This window comes from uncultured Streptococcus sp. (genome assembly GCF_963528215.1).
GTDB lineage: Bacteria > Bacillota > Bacilli > Lactobacillales > Streptococcaceae > Streptococcus.
The window spans coordinates 1-16,524 of record NZ_CAURVL010000035.1; the positions used below are offsets into that span (position 1 = coordinate 1).

The 16,524-nt window shown below is 44.4% G+C and carries 15 protein-coding genes; all 15 read right to left on the minus strand.

Features of this window, described 5'->3' with window-relative positions; translation table 11 throughout:
* On the minus strand, positions 1-262 hold a 262-nt coding region (locus RWS24_RS09780), incomplete at its 3' end, for a formyltransferase family protein (protein ID WP_314367032.1).
* Positions 259-1,281 carry a phosphoribosylformylglycinamidine cyclo-ligase gene (purM, locus tag RWS24_RS09785; protein WP_314367034.1) on the minus strand — a complete coding sequence of 341 codons (1,023 nt, stop codon included), beginning with the start codon at positions 1,279-1,281 and terminating at the stop codon, positions 259-261. The genes RWS24_RS09780 and purM, both read right to left, overlap by 4 nt.
* 17 nt (positions 1,282-1,298) lie before the next feature.
* Entirely contained in the window at positions 1,299-2,780 is a 1,482-nt protein-coding gene (purF, locus tag RWS24_RS09790) for an amidophosphoribosyltransferase (protein ID WP_314367037.1), read from the minus strand.
* A gap of 94 nt (positions 2,781-2,874) precedes the next feature.
* A complete protein-coding gene (locus RWS24_RS09795; RefSeq protein WP_314367040.1) occupies positions 2,875-6,609 on the minus strand; it encodes a phosphoribosylformylglycinamidine synthase in 3,735 nt (1,244 codons plus the stop codon).
* 19 nt (positions 6,610-6,628) lie between these two features.
* The gene (gene purC, locus RWS24_RS09800; protein ID WP_314367042.1) at positions 6,629-7,336 is read right to left on the minus strand and encodes a phosphoribosylaminoimidazolesuccinocarboxamide synthase; all 708 of its coding nucleotides are present in this window, start codon (positions 7,334-7,336) and stop codon (positions 6,629-6,631) included.
* A 152-nt stretch (positions 7,337-7,488) separates the two neighbouring features.
* Entirely contained in the window at positions 7,489-7,737 is a 249-nt protein-coding gene (locus tag RWS24_RS09805) for an acyl carrier protein (protein ID WP_002907649.1), read from the minus strand.
* 2 nt (positions 7,738-7,739) lie between these two features.
* Positions 7,740-8,738: a phosphate acyltransferase PlsX gene (gene plsX, locus RWS24_RS09810; RefSeq protein WP_125435411.1), complete on the minus strand. Its 999-nt coding sequence runs from the start codon at positions 8,736-8,738 to the stop codon at positions 7,740-7,742.
* A gap of 5 nt (positions 8,739-8,743) precedes the next feature.
* Complete coding sequence (gene recO, locus RWS24_RS09815) at positions 8,744-9,517, minus strand: DNA repair protein RecO (protein WP_314367048.1); 774 nt, start codon at positions 9,515-9,517, stop codon at positions 8,744-8,746.
* Entirely contained in the window at positions 9,510-10,682 is a 1,173-nt protein-coding gene (locus RWS24_RS09820; protein WP_314367050.1) for a pyridoxal phosphate-dependent aminotransferase, read from the minus strand. Before RWS24_RS09820 ends, recO begins: the two co-directional genes overlap by 8 nt.
* Positions 10,683-10,861: 179 nt before the next feature.
* Positions 10,862-11,707 carry a class B sortase, LPKTxAVK-specific gene (srtB, locus tag RWS24_RS09825; protein WP_314367052.1) on the minus strand — a complete coding sequence of 282 codons (846 nt, stop codon included), beginning with the start codon at positions 11,705-11,707 and terminating at the stop codon, positions 10,862-10,864.
* A 94-nt stretch (positions 11,708-11,801) separates the two neighbouring features.
* Positions 11,802-12,371 (minus strand): hypothetical protein, encoded by a 570-nt coding sequence (locus RWS24_RS09830; protein WP_314367054.1) that lies wholly within the window; start codon positions 12,369-12,371, stop codon positions 11,802-11,804.
* Between the two features lie 309 nt (positions 12,372-12,680).
* Positions 12,681-13,646: a ribose-phosphate diphosphokinase gene (locus RWS24_RS09835; RefSeq protein ID WP_002928639.1), complete on the minus strand. Its 966-nt coding sequence runs from the start codon at positions 13,644-13,646 to the stop codon at positions 12,681-12,683.
* Positions 13,647-13,770: 124 nt separating this feature from the next.
* Positions 13,771-14,985 carry a peptidoglycan hydrolase PcsB gene (gene pcsB, locus RWS24_RS09840; RefSeq protein WP_314367059.1) on the minus strand — a complete coding sequence of 405 codons (1,215 nt, stop codon included), beginning with the start codon at positions 14,983-14,985 and terminating at the stop codon, positions 13,771-13,773.
* A gap of 96 nt (positions 14,986-15,081) precedes the next feature.
* Positions 15,082-15,582: a rod shape-determining protein MreD gene (mreD, locus tag RWS24_RS09845; RefSeq protein WP_314367062.1), complete on the minus strand. Its 501-nt coding sequence runs from the start codon at positions 15,580-15,582 to the stop codon at positions 15,082-15,084.
* 1 nt (position 15,583) lies between these two features.
* Entirely contained in the window at positions 15,584-16,399 is an 816-nt protein-coding gene (gene mreC / locus RWS24_RS09850; protein WP_314367064.1) for a rod shape-determining protein MreC, read from the minus strand.
* Positions 16,400-16,524: the final 125 nt, after the last annotated feature.

The following is a 16,524-nucleotide window of genomic DNA, read 5'->3' on the forward strand; positions in this document are numbered from 1 at the left end:
GCCCAACGATTTTCATATAGCCTGCTAGGCAAACCAAGTCAATCTGGTGCTCTTCTAGCAGATCTACAATAGCTTGCTCGTAAGCCGCCTTACTGTCAAACTCTCTAAGCTCAAAGGCATAGCTTTTGACACTTAGCTTATCCGCCCGCTCTAGCACATAGGCATCGCGATGGTCTGAAAAGACAAATTCAACAGGAAACTGCTCAGCAATCACTTGGAAATTTGAACCATTTCCCGAAGCAAAAACGGCAATTTTTTTCATTTGATAAGGACACTTTCACTTTCTTTTTTGACAATCCGGCCAACTTCATAAGCAGGCTCGTCAAGAAATTCTTTGACACGATCCACATTTTCAGGAGCTACGGCCAAAATCATCCCTAGCCCCATATTGAAGATTTCAAACATTTCTTGGTGCTTGATGTGACCATATTTTTCTAGGGCCTTAAAAATCGGCAAGACTGGAATCTTGTCTTCTTCAATCTTAGCAGCCAAGTCATCGGCAAACATGCGGGGCACATTTTCGATAAAACCGCCACCGGTAATATGGGCAATCCCATGAACCAGCTTTTCCTTAATCAGCGGCAGCAAAGCCTTGACGTAAATACGAGTCGGCTCAAGCAGTACTTCCTTGAGTTTCTTGCCTTCCAATTCTGGTAAGACTTCTTCACCAGTGTAGTCTGCAAAGACACGGCGAACGAGAGAATAACCATTTGAGTGGATACCGCTGGAAGCCAGCCCCAAAAGGACATCGCCCTCAGCGACTTTAGAGCCATCAATAATCTCTGACTTCTCAGCAACCCCGACTGCAAAACCAGCTAGGTCATAATCATCTTCACCGTACATGCCAGGCATTTCAGCGGTTTCCCCGCCAATCAAGGCAGCTCCAGACTGGACGCAGCCTTCAGCTACACCAGCAACAACTTGTTCGAGTTTAGCTGGTTCATTTTTCCCAGTGGCAATATAGTCTAGGAAGTAAAGGGGCTCAGCTCCTGCAGCGATGATATCATTGACACACATAGCCACACAGTCCTGCCCAATGGTATCGTGCTTGTCATACTGAATGGCCAGCATGAGCTTGGTTCCGACCCCATCCGTACCAGAAATCAGCACCGGCTCCTTGACCCCAGTCTGAGATAGGTCAAACATGCCGCCAAAACCACCCAGTGCTCCCATGACACCAGCCCGCTCTGTACGTGCCACATGCTTTTTGATTCGCTCAACTACTTCATAACCTGCTTCAACATCCACACCGGATTGAGCGTATGCATTTTTATTTGTCATAATTTTCTTCCTTACTCTTATTTTTGAAAAAGATTGCGACAACTACCGCTGACCTTGTTTGAATAAAAACTTGTCTTTTCCTTCAGGCTTTCCAGATAGCGCTCTTCATAGTCATAGAGCGGAGTTGGATACTGACCGTCAAAGTAAGCCACACAAAGTCCGCCATTCGGAGCGTCCGTCTCAATACCAACTGATTCAATAAGACCTTCCAGCGACAGGTAGGTCAGACTATCTGCCCCGATAATCTCACAGACCTCATCAACCGTATGATTGGCCGAGATGAGCTCGCGACGATTCTGAATGTCAATGCCGTAAAAACATGGATATTTAAGTTCTGGACTGCCGATAGCCACATGGACTTCAGCAGCTCCTGCATCTCGTAGGAGCTGGACGATGCGTCGGCTGGTCGTTCCCCGCACGATAGAGTCATCCACCATGACTACGCGCTTGCCCTTGACAATGCTGGAAACAGCAGATAATTTCATGCGAACTCCTTGCTCTCGCAACTCCTGCGTCGGCTGGATAAAGGTCCGTTGGATGTATTGATTTTTAATCAGGCCCATTTCATTTGGCAGGCCAGACTCTTCGGAAAAGCCAGAGGCCGCTGACAGGGAAGAATTAGGCACACCGACAACGATATCTGCCTCATGCTGGAATTCCTGAGCCAGTCTGCGGCCCATTCGTTTGCGGGCTGCATGGACATTGACCCCGTGAATGACGCTGTCCGGCCGAGCGAAATAGACATATTCCATTGAGCAAATAGCCAGCTGAGTATCTATCGTATAGCTGTCGTAGATCACGCCTTCATCATCGATAATCACGATTTCCCCTGGCTCAAGGTCGCGCACCCATTCGGCACCCACCACTTCAAAAGCACAGGTTTCACTGGAAACGACCCAGGCCCCATTTTTCATGCGGCCAATGGACAAAGGACGAAATCCATTAGGATCCAGCGCAGCGTAGAGCTTGTCCTCTCTCATGATGAGATAGGCAAAGCCGCCCTGAACTCGTCTCAAGGATTCCTTGAGCTTGTCTAAGAAATTTTCCTGCTCGCTATGGCGAATCAAGTGCATGAGAATTTCCGTATCAGACGAACTGGCAAAGATGGAACCCCTCTTTTCCAACTCCCGTCTCAGTGAGTGGGCATTGGTCAGATTGCCATTATGTGCCAAGCCCATCTGCATATCATAGAAACTGAAGAAGAAAGGCTGGACATTGTTGATGGAGGCTCCGCCAGACGTTGCATAGCGGACATGGCCGATAGCTGCTTCTCCTGTCAGATTATCCAAGTCTGCTGGGTTTTTAAAGACCTCTGCAACTAATCCCAAATCGCGGTGGCGTTTGAGCTTTCCGTGGTCATTTGACAGGATGCCTGCTCCTTCCTGACCTCGGTGCTGCAGACTATGGAGTCCGAAATAGGTGACCTGAGCCGCCTGTGGATGACCCCAAATTCCAAAAATACCGCACTCTTCATTCAGTGACTTTACTTCGTATGTCATTGTTTTACCTAAATTCTTTTGTCTTGTAAAAGGGAGAAAACCTGGCCTAACAGGCCAAGCAGACTTCTTTTTTGCTTGTTATTGCAAGCCAACTTTATTCGTGACTCGCTTGGAAATAACGAACGGCGCTTTCAAACAATTTCTGGTCTTTCTGACCTGGAATATTTTGGAAAAGACCGTCTTCATAACGCTCTGAGTGGCCCATCTTCCCGATGATTTGACCGTTCTTGCTCATAATCCCTTCGATAGCGTAGAGAGAGCCGTTTGGATTATACTTACTGTCCATGCTTGGCTGACCATCGAAGTCTACGTACTGACTCCAAATCTGACCATTGTCACGCAGCTCAGCAAATTCCTCAGCCGTCACGACAAATTTCCCTTCACCATGTGAAACCGGAATGGCATGGATATCTCCTACTTGCACACCAGCTAGCCAAGGCGAGTTGGTATTGGCAATGCGGGTCTCAACCATCTTAGCCACGTGTTGGTTGGCATCATTGTAAAAGAGAGTTGGACTGCTGGCACCTACTTCTTCAAAGTTTCCGTAAGGAAGAAGACCAGATTTAACCAGAGCTTGGAAGCCATTACAGATACCAATGATGAGACCGCCGCGAGCAATGAAAGTATCAATGGCTTTCTTGACCTTCTCATTGAGAAGGACGTTGACGATAAACTTAGCTGACCCATCTGGCTCATCTGCAGCAGAGAAGCCACCTGCAAAGAAGATGATATTTGCCTTGTCAATGTTGCCAACCATGGTGTCAACGGACTGAACAATGGCTACTTCATCCAAAGTGACAAAGGGAACTAGATTGACCTTGGCTCCAGCTTCTTCAAAGGCTTTGGCTGAGTCGTATTCTGAGTTGGTTCCAGGGAAGACTGGGATATAAACCAACGGCTCCGCCACTGTCTCTTTGGCTTTGATAACTGTATCAGCGACAAGAGCCGGCACTTCTTCAATAATTGTTTCCTGTTTAAATTCTGTCGGATAGATCGGTTCTAGTCGGCCTTCAAAGCTTGCCAAAAGCTCTGCTCCCTCAAGCTGGACACCATTGACAATCAGGGTAAAGTCTGGCTTGGTCTGACCGATCTTCACTGCACCTAGAATATCCTGCTCAGGACTGGTAAAGACAAATCCGCCCAACTGCGCCTGCAAAACGGAAGGCAAGTCAGCAACATCCACTTGAGCACCAATACGATTACCAAAGCTCATCAAGGCCAGACTCTCTGCCAGACCGCCGTATTTGACAGCGGCGGCTGCTGTAATCTGATACTTGGACTGAATGGCCACAAAATTTTCAAAGTTATTCTTGATTAAGTCAAAGTCAATATCCTGAGACAGGACCTGCCCTGGCAGATAGTAGATGGACTCTCCTGCTGCCTTAAACTCTGGAGACAGGATGCGCCCAGCAGTAGAAGTAGTCACGCCAAAAGCTACCAAGGTCGGCGGTACTGTCAATTCTTCAAAGGTTCCGCTCATGGAATCCTTACCACCAATAGACGGCAAACCCAGCTGAATCTGTGCTTCAATCGAACCAAGCAGAGCTGAGACCGGCTGTCCAAAACGCTCAGCCTTCTTGTCCATCCGCTCAAAGTACTCCTGATAAGAAAAGCGAGCCTTGGACCAGTCTGAACCAACAGCAACCAAGCGAGCTGTCGCTTCAATCACTGCATAAGCTGCGCCATGATAAGGCGACCAAGCTGCCACATAAGGATTGTAGCCTTGTGCCATCACAGAGACCGTCTCAGTCTTGCCATGCTCAACTGGTAATTTCTGCACAGAAGCCTCAGTCGGCGTAATCTGGTAGCGCCCGCCAATTGGATGATTGACAGTAGAGCGGCCAACAGAGCTGTCAAAGATAGTCTGCAGCCCCTTTTGACTGGTATGGTTGAGGTCGCTGAGCATGCTCTTGAGGTCCTGCTCCAAAGTTGCTTCAGAAGTCACAGTCTGCCCTGGCAGTGCTGCTTGAGCATCCACAACCTTGGCGTCCACAACCACGCGCACACCATTGGTATCCAGAAAACTCCGCTCAATATCGACGATGGTTTCCCCGTTCCAGTGCATGACTAGATTTGGCTTTTCCGTCACTTTAGCCACAACGACTGCCAACAGATTTTCCTTAGCTGCTGCAGCGATAAATTGTTGCACATCTTCTGGGCAGACCACTACTGCCATCCGCTCCTGCGACTCAGAAATCGCGATTTCTGTACCGTTAAGTCCTTGGTATTTGAGCGGCACCTTGTCAAGGTCAATTTCCAGCCCGTCTGCCAATTCGCCAATAGCTACACAGACACCGCCAGCACCAAAGTCATTGGATTTCTTGATGAGACGAGTCACATTGCCATCGCGGAAGAGACGCTGAATCTTGCGCTCCTCAATAGCATTTCCTTTTTGTACTTCCGCGCCAGCCGTCTCCACAGACGCAGCTGTCTGTACCTTGGACGAGCCAGTGGCACCGCCGACACCATCACGACCCGTCTTGCCTCCCAGCAAGATAACCACATCACCCTCTGCTGGTTTTTCACGGACGACGTTTTCCTTAGGAGCCGCACCGACAACCGCACCCAGCTCCATCCGCTTAGCAACAAAGCCTGGATGGAAATACTCACGGACATAGGTCGTCGCTAGACCAATTTGATTCCCGTAAGAAGAATAGCCATGCGCTGCAGTTTTTGAAATAACCTGCTGAGGAAGCTTGCCAGCCCGCGTTTCAGCAATCGGTTGGGTAATATCGCCCGCACCAGAAATCCGCATAGCCTGATAAACATAAGAACGGCCAGAAAGCGGATCACGAATGGCTCCACCGATACAAGTCGCAGCCCCACCAAAAGGCTCAATTTCTGTTGGGTGGTTGTGGGTTTCATTTTTGAACATCAGCAGCCAAGGCTCCTTGACACCATCCACATCCACTTCAATCTCTACTGAACAGGCATTGATTTCATCAGACACTTCCATGTCATCCAGACGGCCATTAGCTCGCTCGTAGCGACCAAAAATAGTCGCCATATCCATAAGGGTCTGCGGTTTGTCCCCACGTTCCAACTCATCGCGCATAGCCAAGTATTTATCATAAGTAGCCTGCAGCTGCTTTTCAAATTTAGAAGCCGAAAAATCAATCTTCTTCAACTCCGTCTCAAAGGTCGTATGTCGACAGTGGTCGGACCAATAAGTATCTAAAACCTTAAGCTCTGTCTCTGTTGGGAAACGACCAATCGATTTGAAATAGTCTTGAATGAAGAGCAAATCTGCCACTTCCATCGCCAGACCATGCTCCTGCTTATAGACCTTAAAGTCCGCTTCCGTATAATCCTTAAAGAAGTCCAGAACCGGAATGGTCTTATCAGACTCGGAGAACTGCTCCAGCTGGATCGGCTGCTCAATATCTTTAAAACGAGAATCAACTGGATTTAGCAAGTATTTCTTGATTGCTGCCAACTCGCTGTCTGAGATGTCTTTATTGACCAAATAAAGCTGAGCGGTCCTCACCAGAACATCTGTCCCAGCGCCAAGCAAAAAGAGGGCCTCCTGAGAGCTAGCTGCCCGCTGGTCAAACTGACCCGGCAGCGCTTCGATGGCAAAAAACGCTGTCTCTGCAAGTGCAGCATCTACTTCCTCCTCCGTCAGCAATCTATCAGTCACTTGCTCAGAGAAAATATGCTTTTCAGTCCGAGCGACCAAATCTTCTGACAGATGAAAGACATCATACACTTGAATCATCCGAAGATCTGACAATGTTTTCAATTGAAGATTGTGCGTCAGCTCTCTCACCAAGCTCTGTGACTTGACACCGAAGTTACTCTTCTTCTCTACAAAAATACGCTTGTCCATGATTTTTCACACCCTGTCCTTACTTAATCGCTTGCAATTTTTCCCAAACAACCTGATAGACATCTGTCAGTTCACCAAGGCCACGCCGGAAAACATCCTTATCCATGTGATGGCCTTCCGCATCCCAGAGGCGGCAATTGTCTGGTGAAAATTCATCTGCCAGAATAATTTTGCCATCTTTGTCAAAGCCGAACTCTAACTTGAAATCAATCAATTTCAGTCCGATTTGGCGAAACCAGTCTGACAAGAGCTCATTGATTCGACGAGTCTCCTCTTTCAAAAAGGTAATTTCTTGATCGCTAGCAATCTTCAAGAATTTCACGTGTTCGTCATTGATGAAAGGATCGTCCAAATCATCATTTTTGTAGTAAAATTCCACAATCGGAGTTTCAAGCGCGATGCCCTCTTCTACTCCAAAACGCTTGGAAAAAGAACCTGCTGTGTAGTTGCGCAGCACCACTTCCAAAGGAATAATCTCTACTTTTTTATTTAGCTGGTCCGTATCCGAAACCTTCTCAATAAAATGCGTCGCCACACCAGCTGCATTGAGTTTCTCAAAAATAAAAGATGAAATCTGGTTGTTGAGCACTCCTTTACCAGCAATCTGCTCCTTCTTGACTCCATTAAAGGCCGTTGCCTGGTCCTTGTAGCGCGCCAGAATGACTTGCTCATCATCTGTAGAGAAAATATTCTTAGCTTTTCCCGAATATAATAACTTATTAGACATTTTAATATTCGCCTTTCGTGGTTTTATACCCTCATTCTATCATCTTTGAATACATTTTACAAGAAATTCCGTATAAACTTTCTGTATCCAGTTAAAGAAATCGTTTCCTTTCCAAGATACAAAAAAGACCGGAAGATACCGATCTTTGATTTTTAATGTTGCTTCTTCAGTTTTTCGTGGATATAAGCCACCACATCGGAAATTGTTTTGAAGTTATCCATATCCTCATCAGGAATCTCAATATCAAAAGCTTCTTCCAGATTGATGATAAATTCCATCAAATCAACAGAGTCCACTCCCAGCTCCTCTTTCAAGCTGAGTTCTGGAGTGACATGCAGTTTGCTGCTGTCATGTTCTTGAATGATTTCGACAATTTTTGCATAAATTTCTTTTTCGCTCATAGTTACTCCTTTGCATCTGAAAATTCAATGACCGATTTACCAACAACATCTGTTTCCAGCATGGTGCGAATCTGACGAATCGTGCTATAAACAGCCTTAGCATCGCTAGAGCCATGCGTTTTGACAACAGGCGCTTTCAAGCCGAATAGAACTGCGCCGCCTGCACTAGAATAGTCCAGACTATTTTTGAGCCCTCGCAGGCTGTCCTTGAGCAGCCAAGCTCCTAATTTAGCCTTGAAACCACCGCCTAAAATAGACTTCTTCAGCTGACCCATGATACTGATAGCAGTTCCCTCAATTGATTTCAGAACAGCATTACCAGTAAAGCCATCTGCAACGACAACATCCGCCACATCATCCATCAAATCACGCGCTTCCACATTGCCGATAAAGTTAAGTGTCGAATCCCCAGCTAAAAGCTCATAGGCTTCCTTGCGCAGAGGGTCGCCCTTGCTGCTTTCTGTTCCGTTATTCAAGAGACCCACCCGCGGCTTCTTGATTCCTCGGACATTTTCAGCATAGAAAGAACCCAAAGTCGCATACTGATGTAAATGATGGGCTGTGTTTTCAGCATTGGCTCCCAGGTCCAGCATATCAAATCCCTGACCGCCAACCGTTGGCATAGTAGATAAGAGACCTGGTCGGTCAATGTTCTTGATACGCCCCACGATAAAGAAACCGGCCGCCAAAAGCGCTCCAGTATTTCCAGCAGACAACATGGCATCTGCCTCCCCTGCCTTCACAGCCTTGGCTGCCAGCACCATACTAGCCTCTTTCTTCTGACGAATGGCCTTGGTCGGCTCGTCGTCCGAGTCAATCTTCTCCTCCGTGTGGATGATGCGGACCCGCTCACCAGCAGTCAGATAAGGCTTAATTTTCGCCTCATCGCCATAAAGGAGAATTTCAATATCCGAAAACTCCTGTACCGCTTGATTGGCTCCTTCGACCAAAGCCTGAGGGGCATTGTCCCCTCCCATAGCATCAACAGCTATTTTTTTCATTCGATTTATTCCTCGTTCTTATCTTTTAAAATGCTTCCCCAGTCTCCCAGAGAATCTATAAATTTTTTGGATTTGAGATGGATGCCGACATATTCATCATAGAGCAGGTCGATAAAATCCCGCAGCTGCTTTTTAATATCTGGCTTCAAAGAAATGGTCTCCAATTCGCTAAAACGGACCGCCTGAAATTGGTCCAGCAGAAAAAGAAGGTTGGGATTCAGATGACATCGTCTTTCATCCTGGTGATAATGGTCAGGGCAAAGCACTCCGCTATATTTGAAAGAGAAGTCAAAAGGCAGACCCGTTCGATGACAAAAAGCACAGTCATGGAAGTTCAGCGAAACTCCAAAACGTGACAAAATCTGAATCTCAAAGATATTGGTCAGCACTTCATAGTCCAGACCATCATTCATCAGCTCCAGGGTTTTCTGCAGAAAGGCAAAGAGCGCCGGATCCGGCTGATTGTCCTGAAGACTGGCATCTGCCAAGGCCGACACATAACTGGCATAGGCCATGATGAATAAATCCTCATTGATGCGATGGTAGGTAACCACATCCTGATAGTCCTCGATATAACTAAGGCCATCATCATTGATTTTCATCAGTAAGTTCGCTGCAGTCAAAGGCTGAATGACGGGTGCTAGCTTGGATTTCCCAGCATGCTTGATGAAAAACATCCGCTTACCAGCCTGTTCCGTAAAGATCTTGACCAGCTTATCATCCTCACGGAAATTGCGGTTATAGAGAACCAGACCTTGACTTGTTAGAGATTTAAGCATAGTCCTCCATGTAGTCCTTGAGGCGTTTCAAAGCTTCTTGAATCGTCTCCATACTAGCCGCGTAGGACAGGCGGATATAACCTTCTCCGTATTGACCAAAAGCCGCCCCCGGGATAAAGGCCACGGCCTTCTTCTCTGCAAAATCCTGCAGAAAGGCGAAAGATTCTTGATTATAACCATCTGGTATCTTAGCAAAAATATAAAAAGCCCCGTCTGGTTTGATAATCTTAAAGCCTAGCTCTGCCATTTTCTCTATGATATAATCGCGACGCTGGATATACTCAGCCTTCATTGGCTCCGCATCATCTTTCCCAACTGTCAGAGCTTCAATGCCGGCAAACTGAGCCATGGTATTGGCCGCTGTTACGAGATACTGATGACTCTTAATCAGCTGAGCAATGAAAACTGCTGGAGCAAAGATAAAGCCCAATCGCCAGCCAGTCATGGCATGAGATTTAGACAGGCCGTTGATGACAATTGTTTGGTCAGGCAGATACTCCGCGATGGAGACATGTCCCTGCTCCGTATAGGTCAGCTCAGAATAGACCTCATCGCAGACCACAAAGACTTGGTATTTTCCCAGGACATCCGCCAGAGCTTTTATCTGCTCTCGCGAATAAGTCACGCCGGTCGGATTGGCTGGATAATTAAGAATGACCGCTTTTAGCTGCTCGCCCTGTTCTAAAATAGCCGCTTCCAGCATCTCTGGAGTGAGGACAAAGTTATTAGCCGTCGTATCAATCTCGACAATCTCTGCCCCCACTAGATTGACAATAGGCTCATAGCCTGGATAAGCAGGAGCTGGCAGCAAGACCTTGTCACCTTCTTCTAGAATGGCTGTCAGCGTAGCCGACAAGGCCTCTGTTGCCCCGATAGTGACTAAGACCTCATCTTCTGGGCAATAGTGCAGATTGTACTTTTCTTTCACAAAGCTGCTGGCCGCCTGACGCAGCTCCAAGAGACCGCTCATACCAGTGTAGTGGCTTTGATTGGCATCAATCGCTGCCTTGGCTGCCGCTTTGATATGATCCGGTGTCGTAAAATCCGGCTCTCCTAAGGTCAGCCGAAGAACCCCCGGAATAGCAGAAATTGATTGGTCAAACTGACGAATCAGCGAAATTTCTATTTTTCCTAAGTTTTTATTAAATTTCTTACTTAAATCCATACATACCTCCAGCCGCTCAATAGAACTATTATACTATAAATGCAGAAGCATAGCAAAAGCTATTACATAATTTCCGATGCCGAAAAAAGGACTAAGCTTGCACTCAGTCCCTTTTTCCTTGCCTTAAAATTCTTTACTGCCAAATAATGGATATAGCCACATCTCACGTGACTGGCCAATCAACGAGTCGGAGTATAGGTCAATTCCTTGCCATGCTTGGCCAGAAAATCTGGCAGTTCTGAATCAGGAATCTGCCGCAAATAAAGGTTAGAACGAATCGTATCATCTTCCTCACGGCAAGTTGAGAGAACCAAATACCGGTCACTCGCCTTAATCTTTATCTTGGGATCCTTTGTCCGAGCAGCCTCATAGATATTTCTAAGCTGGGTCGTAAAGTCCTCGTCATCCTTAAACTCCGTCCGATAAAAAGCCGTCTCTTCCGGCACGATGACCAGTCCCATAGCTTGATAATAATACTTACGCTCAGGAGTCTCAATCACGACATATCTATGTTTGTCAAAATAATCCTGACGATCATAGTAGTTGACATCATTAAACATGCGATGATCTCCTGCCTTGCTGCCCCGAGCATGCCCGAAAAGCCAAGTCAGACGATCGCTGAAATCTTTATGATTATCTTTATCCATGAAGACCGCACCCATATAGGGTTCTTGCTTTCCTTCAAAAGTCTTTAGCAGATAAGTCGCATTATCTTTCGTTTGCACCACTGGCTCATCCAGCTGCGTACCAGGAGCATAGACATAGCCTATTGTTTCTGAATTCACAGCCTTCAGTTTAGCAAAACGCTCGGTTAAATAATCCTTTTCTGTCTGACTAGAATATGCTGTAGAAGAGCTTGACGATTCAATCCTGCTGGGAGGCGAAACTCGAGGCTTACTGGCTGTTCCTGAAGAACGGAAAGCATAAAAAACAGAAAAAATAACCAGAAAAACCAGTAGGAGGCAGATGCCAACAACAAGGAGCTGTTTCTTATTCGAAGCTTGACTCCTATCTTTTTCTTGCATAATTTAAAAATCCTTTATTTTTCATTTTTGATAAAAAATATCACCGAACGAAGGCTCAGTGATATTTAGGCGTTAGCACAAATTAAAGACAAAATTATTTGACTGCACTTGTTTTAGGAAGTGACTTGTCTTCAGAGTTTTCCTCATTTTCCTTGTTCTCTTCTTTTACTTCCGGAGCTTTTTTTGCTTTATTTTCTGATTTTTTAGTCCTCTTTTTACCTGCTGCTGAAGAGGATGCCGCCGAAGATTGAGACGGTACCGGAAAAGTCGGAACTGATGAAGAGGCTGTGGAGTAAGGTGCTGCCGAATAAGCCGGTGTAGATGGATCTGTGGTAGACGGTGCCTCTGAAGACTGATCCGCATTAGCCGACTCTCCTTCACCAATAACAAGAACTTTGTTACCAGCTTGATCCTCCATCACTGCACTCTTGCCAACTGGTGCTTTCTTAGCTTCAGCAACTTGCTGATCCAGAGCTGATTGTGCGTCTCTATAGGCCTGCAGTTCATCCATAATTTTGCCGGATTCTGCGTCCGTACTCCCTTGGGGAACTTCATTATTATCAATGTCATTAACCCAAAGACTGCCTGTACCCTCAGCAAATACTGGTGCAGCAGCCGCAAAAAGAGAAAGGGCTACAGCACTTGAAAGTAAAACCTTTTTCATTATCTCATCTCCTCTTTACTTTTCAAAAATAATTGTAACTCCCCGTTACCTAATATTACCTACTATTAAGTATAGTTCGAACTCTAAAAAAAGTCAAGAATTTTACTACATAAAAATTTCTAAAATCAAAGAATACCAAGGGATGAGACAAATTGTCAATTTACCAAATATTTAAATGGTCATTTATTTATATTTGAAACATCAAGTAGTTTGAGTTGTCTTCCAAAGTTGATGTTAGATTTTTTTAAAAAAAGTAGGAATGAAATAAAAAGAGACTAGGAATCAAACTTCCCAGCCATACAGATCAGATTATTTTTTCCCTATTTCAAATAAGGGGGACAACGGCCGTTTCTCATGAATACGGACAATGGCTTCCCCTAGAAGATGCGCAATGGAAATCTGATCAATCTTATCAATCAAGCGCTCTTGAGGGAGATAAATCGTATCCAGCACGACCAATTTTTTAATCGCCGACTTTTGGATATTATCCATAGCCGGACCAGACAAGACTGGATGCGTACAGCTAGCATAGACTTCTACAGCCCCCGCCTCAGCGAGAGCATCAGCTGCATGACAGATGGTTCCCGCTGTATCAATCATATCATCAATCAGGATACAAGTTTTTCCTTCCACCTTACCAATGATGTTCATGACTTCACTGCTATTCATCTTGTCCACACTGCGGCGCTTATCAATAATGGCAATCGGGGTTTTCAGAAACTCTGCTAACTTACGGGCCCGACTCACACCACCATGGTCAGGACTGACTACCACATAGTCGCCCCCTGTCATATTACGGCGCTCAAAGTAATCAGCAATCAAAGGTGCACCCATCAAGTGATCTACTGGAATGTCAAAGAAGCCCTGGATTTGCGCTGCGTGCAAGTCAATAGTCAGCATCCGATCCACACCAGCAATTTCCAACATATTAGCAACTAATTTAGATGTAATTGGTTCACGAGCTCTAGCCTTGCGATCCTGTCGAGCATAGCCATAGTAAGGCATGACAACATTGATTGATTCAGCGCTAGCCCGTTTCAAAGCATCTACCATAATCAAAATTTCCATCAAATTATCATTGACTGGCGAGCTGGTAGACTGCAAAATAAAGACGTGTTTCCCGCGAATAGATTCTTCAATATTCACTTGAATCTCACCATCAGAGAACTGACGGACAGTTGATTTCCCAAGTGGCAATCCAATCTCTTGAGCAACACGCTGCGCTAATTCTTGATTAGAAGAAAGAGCAAAGAGTTTTAAATCAGAAAAAGACATGATTCCCTCCAGATTCTAAATCGTCTTTCATTGTCCAATTACAACTTTTCCCAACTACCATTGTAACTTTTTTCAGTTGATTTTTCAATTAAAAATAAAAAACGCCAGAGGCGCTTTTTACTGATTAGTTCGGATAGATATATGAAACTGTACCTTGTGCAGTTGTTGGATTAAACCATCCACGGTAGTTACCGATTGATTGTTGTCCAAGGTAGTTTGCTTCTGATACTTGGATGCTTGTAGTAGATTGAACAGCAGTTACTACTGCAACGTGTCCGTATCCACCGTCAGTCCAACATGCAATTGCGCCAACTTCTGGCTGTGAACCAACACGGAAGCCTGCTGCTGCTGCGCTTGCTGACCATTGTCCACCATTACCCCAGTAATCGCCAGCCCAAGGAGCTAATGTCTTAGCACCCCAAGTACATTGACCTACTGGATAAGAAGAGGCAGATGAGCTATAAACTGGTCTATTTGCACGGGCAACAGATTGAGTCACTGCAGGTGCTGCCGCAGCTGGTGCTTCAGAAGATGAAGGTGAATTAACAACTGCTTGGACCTGAGCTTGCAGAGTAGTGTTACCTGAAGCTTCAACTGCTTGACGTTGTGTTTCTTGTTCTGCTTTATAAGCTGCTTCACGAGCTGCTGCTTCAGCTGCTGCTTTTTCAGCTGCTGCTTTCTGTTCAAGAAGAGAATTCTTTTCATTTTCAGCAGTTGCTTTTTCAGCTGCAAGGCCTGCTTGAGCTGCTTTCAGCTCTGCTTGTTTTGTTGCCAAAGTTTGCTCATCATCAGCTAACTTTTCTTGGTTGGCAATAACAGTATTAATTGCTTCGTTATTTGCAACTTGCTTTTCAGCAATTACTTCTTTATCTTTCTTTTGTTGTTCCAGCATTTTGTTATTTGCTGAAACAATTTCGCTCATAGCTGCTACACGAGAGATAGCTTCTGTGATAGAGTTAGAATTTACAACTGTATTGATGTAGCTAGTAACAGTTCCGTTTGTTTGGGCACTACGTGCTTGATTAGCAAGTGACTCATTACGAGCTACGATGTTTTTAGACAGTTCATCAATCTCAGCAGAAAGTCTTGCAGATTCAGCAGACAATTTTTCATTTTCTGCTTTAAGATCTTCTTGTTGCTTTTGAATAGCAGATACTTGGCCTTGAATCTCGTTGACTTGTGCCTGAGCAGATTGTTGTTGCTCTGTCAAACTATTAATCTTGCTGTCTTGTGCAGCAATCTTTTCATCAGTTGTCTCCGCTTTAACGCTCACAAGTGCAGCTCCTTGTGAAAGGATAACTGTACTCAATAAAATTGATGTGAGTAGTTTTTTCTTCATAAAAATAATACACTCCTTCTTATAAGACATTATCTAGTATACCAGAAAATACCGTATCATATGTTACGCATTTGTTACATTTTTATTTCTTGTTTATCATAAATATATTTTTTCGAAAATAGGCTGAAAAATGAGGAATATCAAGCTATTGAGGAGTATAGTTGGTACTAAACTGCTAAGGACAAAATCTTGTAAATTCAGACTAGAAAGATTCAAAAATACTGCAAAAGCAAAACTAGTTAATTCAAATAAAAATACAAGAATCAAAACAGATAAAAAGCGAGTAAATTTATTTAAAAGCATAGTCGAACTAGACTGACAAACCAAGAGACTTAAAAGAGGAAAAAGAATAAGAGCAATACCGATGGTATGAAAATAGTAAACATCGTAAATCACCCCCAGACAGCAAAATAAGAGAATATTGTAGTTTCTAGAGAGGTTGATGGACACAAAAAGCATGAAAATAAAGATAAAATGAATGACTAAATGCCATTGTAAAGGCAGAATATTAGCCAGAAAAGTCGAAATCTGCCCATCAATCAATAAAACAAAAAATAAAATAATAGGAGTCAAAAGATGTTCTTTAATATCTCTCATATCAGTTCCCTACCAACATTACAGCACGAATATCCGACAAATCCGCAGCCGGCTTAACCAGGACAACCTTATTTAACTGATCCTTAGCCTCAGACACAGAAAGTACCTTACCGACAGGAATATTTTCTGCATTATAAGCACCCAAACCACTGGTTGTCACCTCATCTCCCTCTTTTATATCTTCAGCACTATTTAACTGACTGATGATATAAGCAGAGTTTTTTTCATCATATCCAGTTATAATCCCATAAATTGGACCAGACTTCGTTTGAACCCTAACAGAAATTTTAGTTGAGTTTTCCTCGTTAGTCAGTAGAGAAACTAAGCTAGACTGACTACTAGTTTCAGAAACACTTCCTACTAGACCACCATTAGCGACTACTAGCATAGCATCTGTCACATTATCAGATGTCCCCTTGTCGATAGTCAGCTCATTTTTCCAGGATGCTGGCGTACGAGCAATCACTTCGCTGGCAATTTGTATTTGATTTTTATCAGCTTCTTTAAATTCCAGAAGTTTTCTCAACTGTTCATTCTCATCTTCTAAGGAATCTGCCTTCCCTGCCTTCTCCTCAACCTTATAAAGATTTTTCTTGAGCTGCTGATTCTCTCTATAAGTAGACATCAAATCTGACATTTCTTCTTTTTTATCAGCTACAAAAGCAAAAGGAGAGCCAACAAGTCTATCTACCAATGAAATAATATTTGAAGTAGTTGATACAAGCCAACTAGAAGAGGTAGATAGGATGAGTATCGTCATTGCAACAACCAATACAAAAAAAGAAATCAGAAACTTAGACTTTTTAAATCGATTCATCAGAAAAACCTCACTAAACAGGACAAGAAAGTATAAGAAAAGGAGATAGCAAATGCTAAACTCCTTATTCATACGGAGAATGGGGGATTCGAACCCCCGCGCCGGTTACCCGACCTAACGATTTA

Excerpts from the sequence above, each read along its gene's own strand:
- purM (WP_314367034.1), bottom strand. The coding sequence starts at position 1,281 with ATGACAAATAAAAATGCATACGCTCAATCCGGTGTGGATGTTGAAGCA.
- purF (WP_314367037.1), bottom strand. The coding sequence starts at position 2,780 with ATGACATACGAAGTAAAGTCACTGAATGAAGAGTGCGGTATTTTTGGA.
- RWS24_RS09795 (WP_314367040.1), bottom strand. The coding sequence starts at position 6,609 with ATGGACAAGCGTATTTTTGTAGAGAAGAAGAGTAACTTCGGTGTCAAG.
- purC (WP_314367042.1), bottom strand. The coding sequence starts at position 7,336 with ATGTCTAATAAGTTATTATATTCGGGAAAAGCTAAGAATATTTTCTCT.
- RWS24_RS09805 (WP_002907649.1), bottom strand. The coding sequence starts at position 7,737 with ATGAGCGAAAAAGAAATTTATGCAAAAATTGTCGAAATCATTCAAGAA.
- plsX (WP_125435411.1), bottom strand. The coding sequence starts at position 8,738 with ATGAAAAAAATAGCTGTTGATGCTATGGGAGGGGACAATGCCCCTCAG.
- recO (WP_314367048.1), bottom strand. The coding sequence starts at position 9,517 with ATGCTTAAATCTCTAACAAGTCAAGGTCTGGTTCTCTATAACCGCAAT.
- RWS24_RS09820 (WP_314367050.1), bottom strand. The coding sequence starts at position 10,682 with ATGGATTTAAGTAAGAAATTTAATAAAAACTTAGGAAAAATAGAAATT.
- srtB (WP_314367052.1), bottom strand. The coding sequence starts at position 11,707 with ATGCAAGAAAAAGATAGGAGTCAAGCTTCGAATAAGAAACAGCTCCTT.
- RWS24_RS09830 (WP_314367054.1), bottom strand. The coding sequence starts at position 12,371 with ATGAAAAAGGTTTTACTTTCAAGTGCTGTAGCCCTTTCTCTTTTTGCG.
- RWS24_RS09835 (WP_002928639.1), bottom strand. The coding sequence starts at position 13,646 with ATGTCTTTTTCTGATTTAAAACTCTTTGCTCTTTCTTCTAATCAAGAA.
- pcsB (WP_314367059.1), bottom strand. The coding sequence starts at position 14,985 with ATGAAGAAAAAACTACTCACATCAATTTTATTGAGTACAGTTATCCTT.
- mreD (WP_314367062.1), bottom strand. The coding sequence starts at position 15,582 with ATGAGAGATATTAAAGAACATCTTTTGACTCCTATTATTTTATTTTTT.
- mreC (WP_314367064.1), bottom strand. The coding sequence starts at position 16,399 with ATGAATCGATTTAAAAAGTCTAAGTTTCTGATTTCTTTTTTTGTATTG.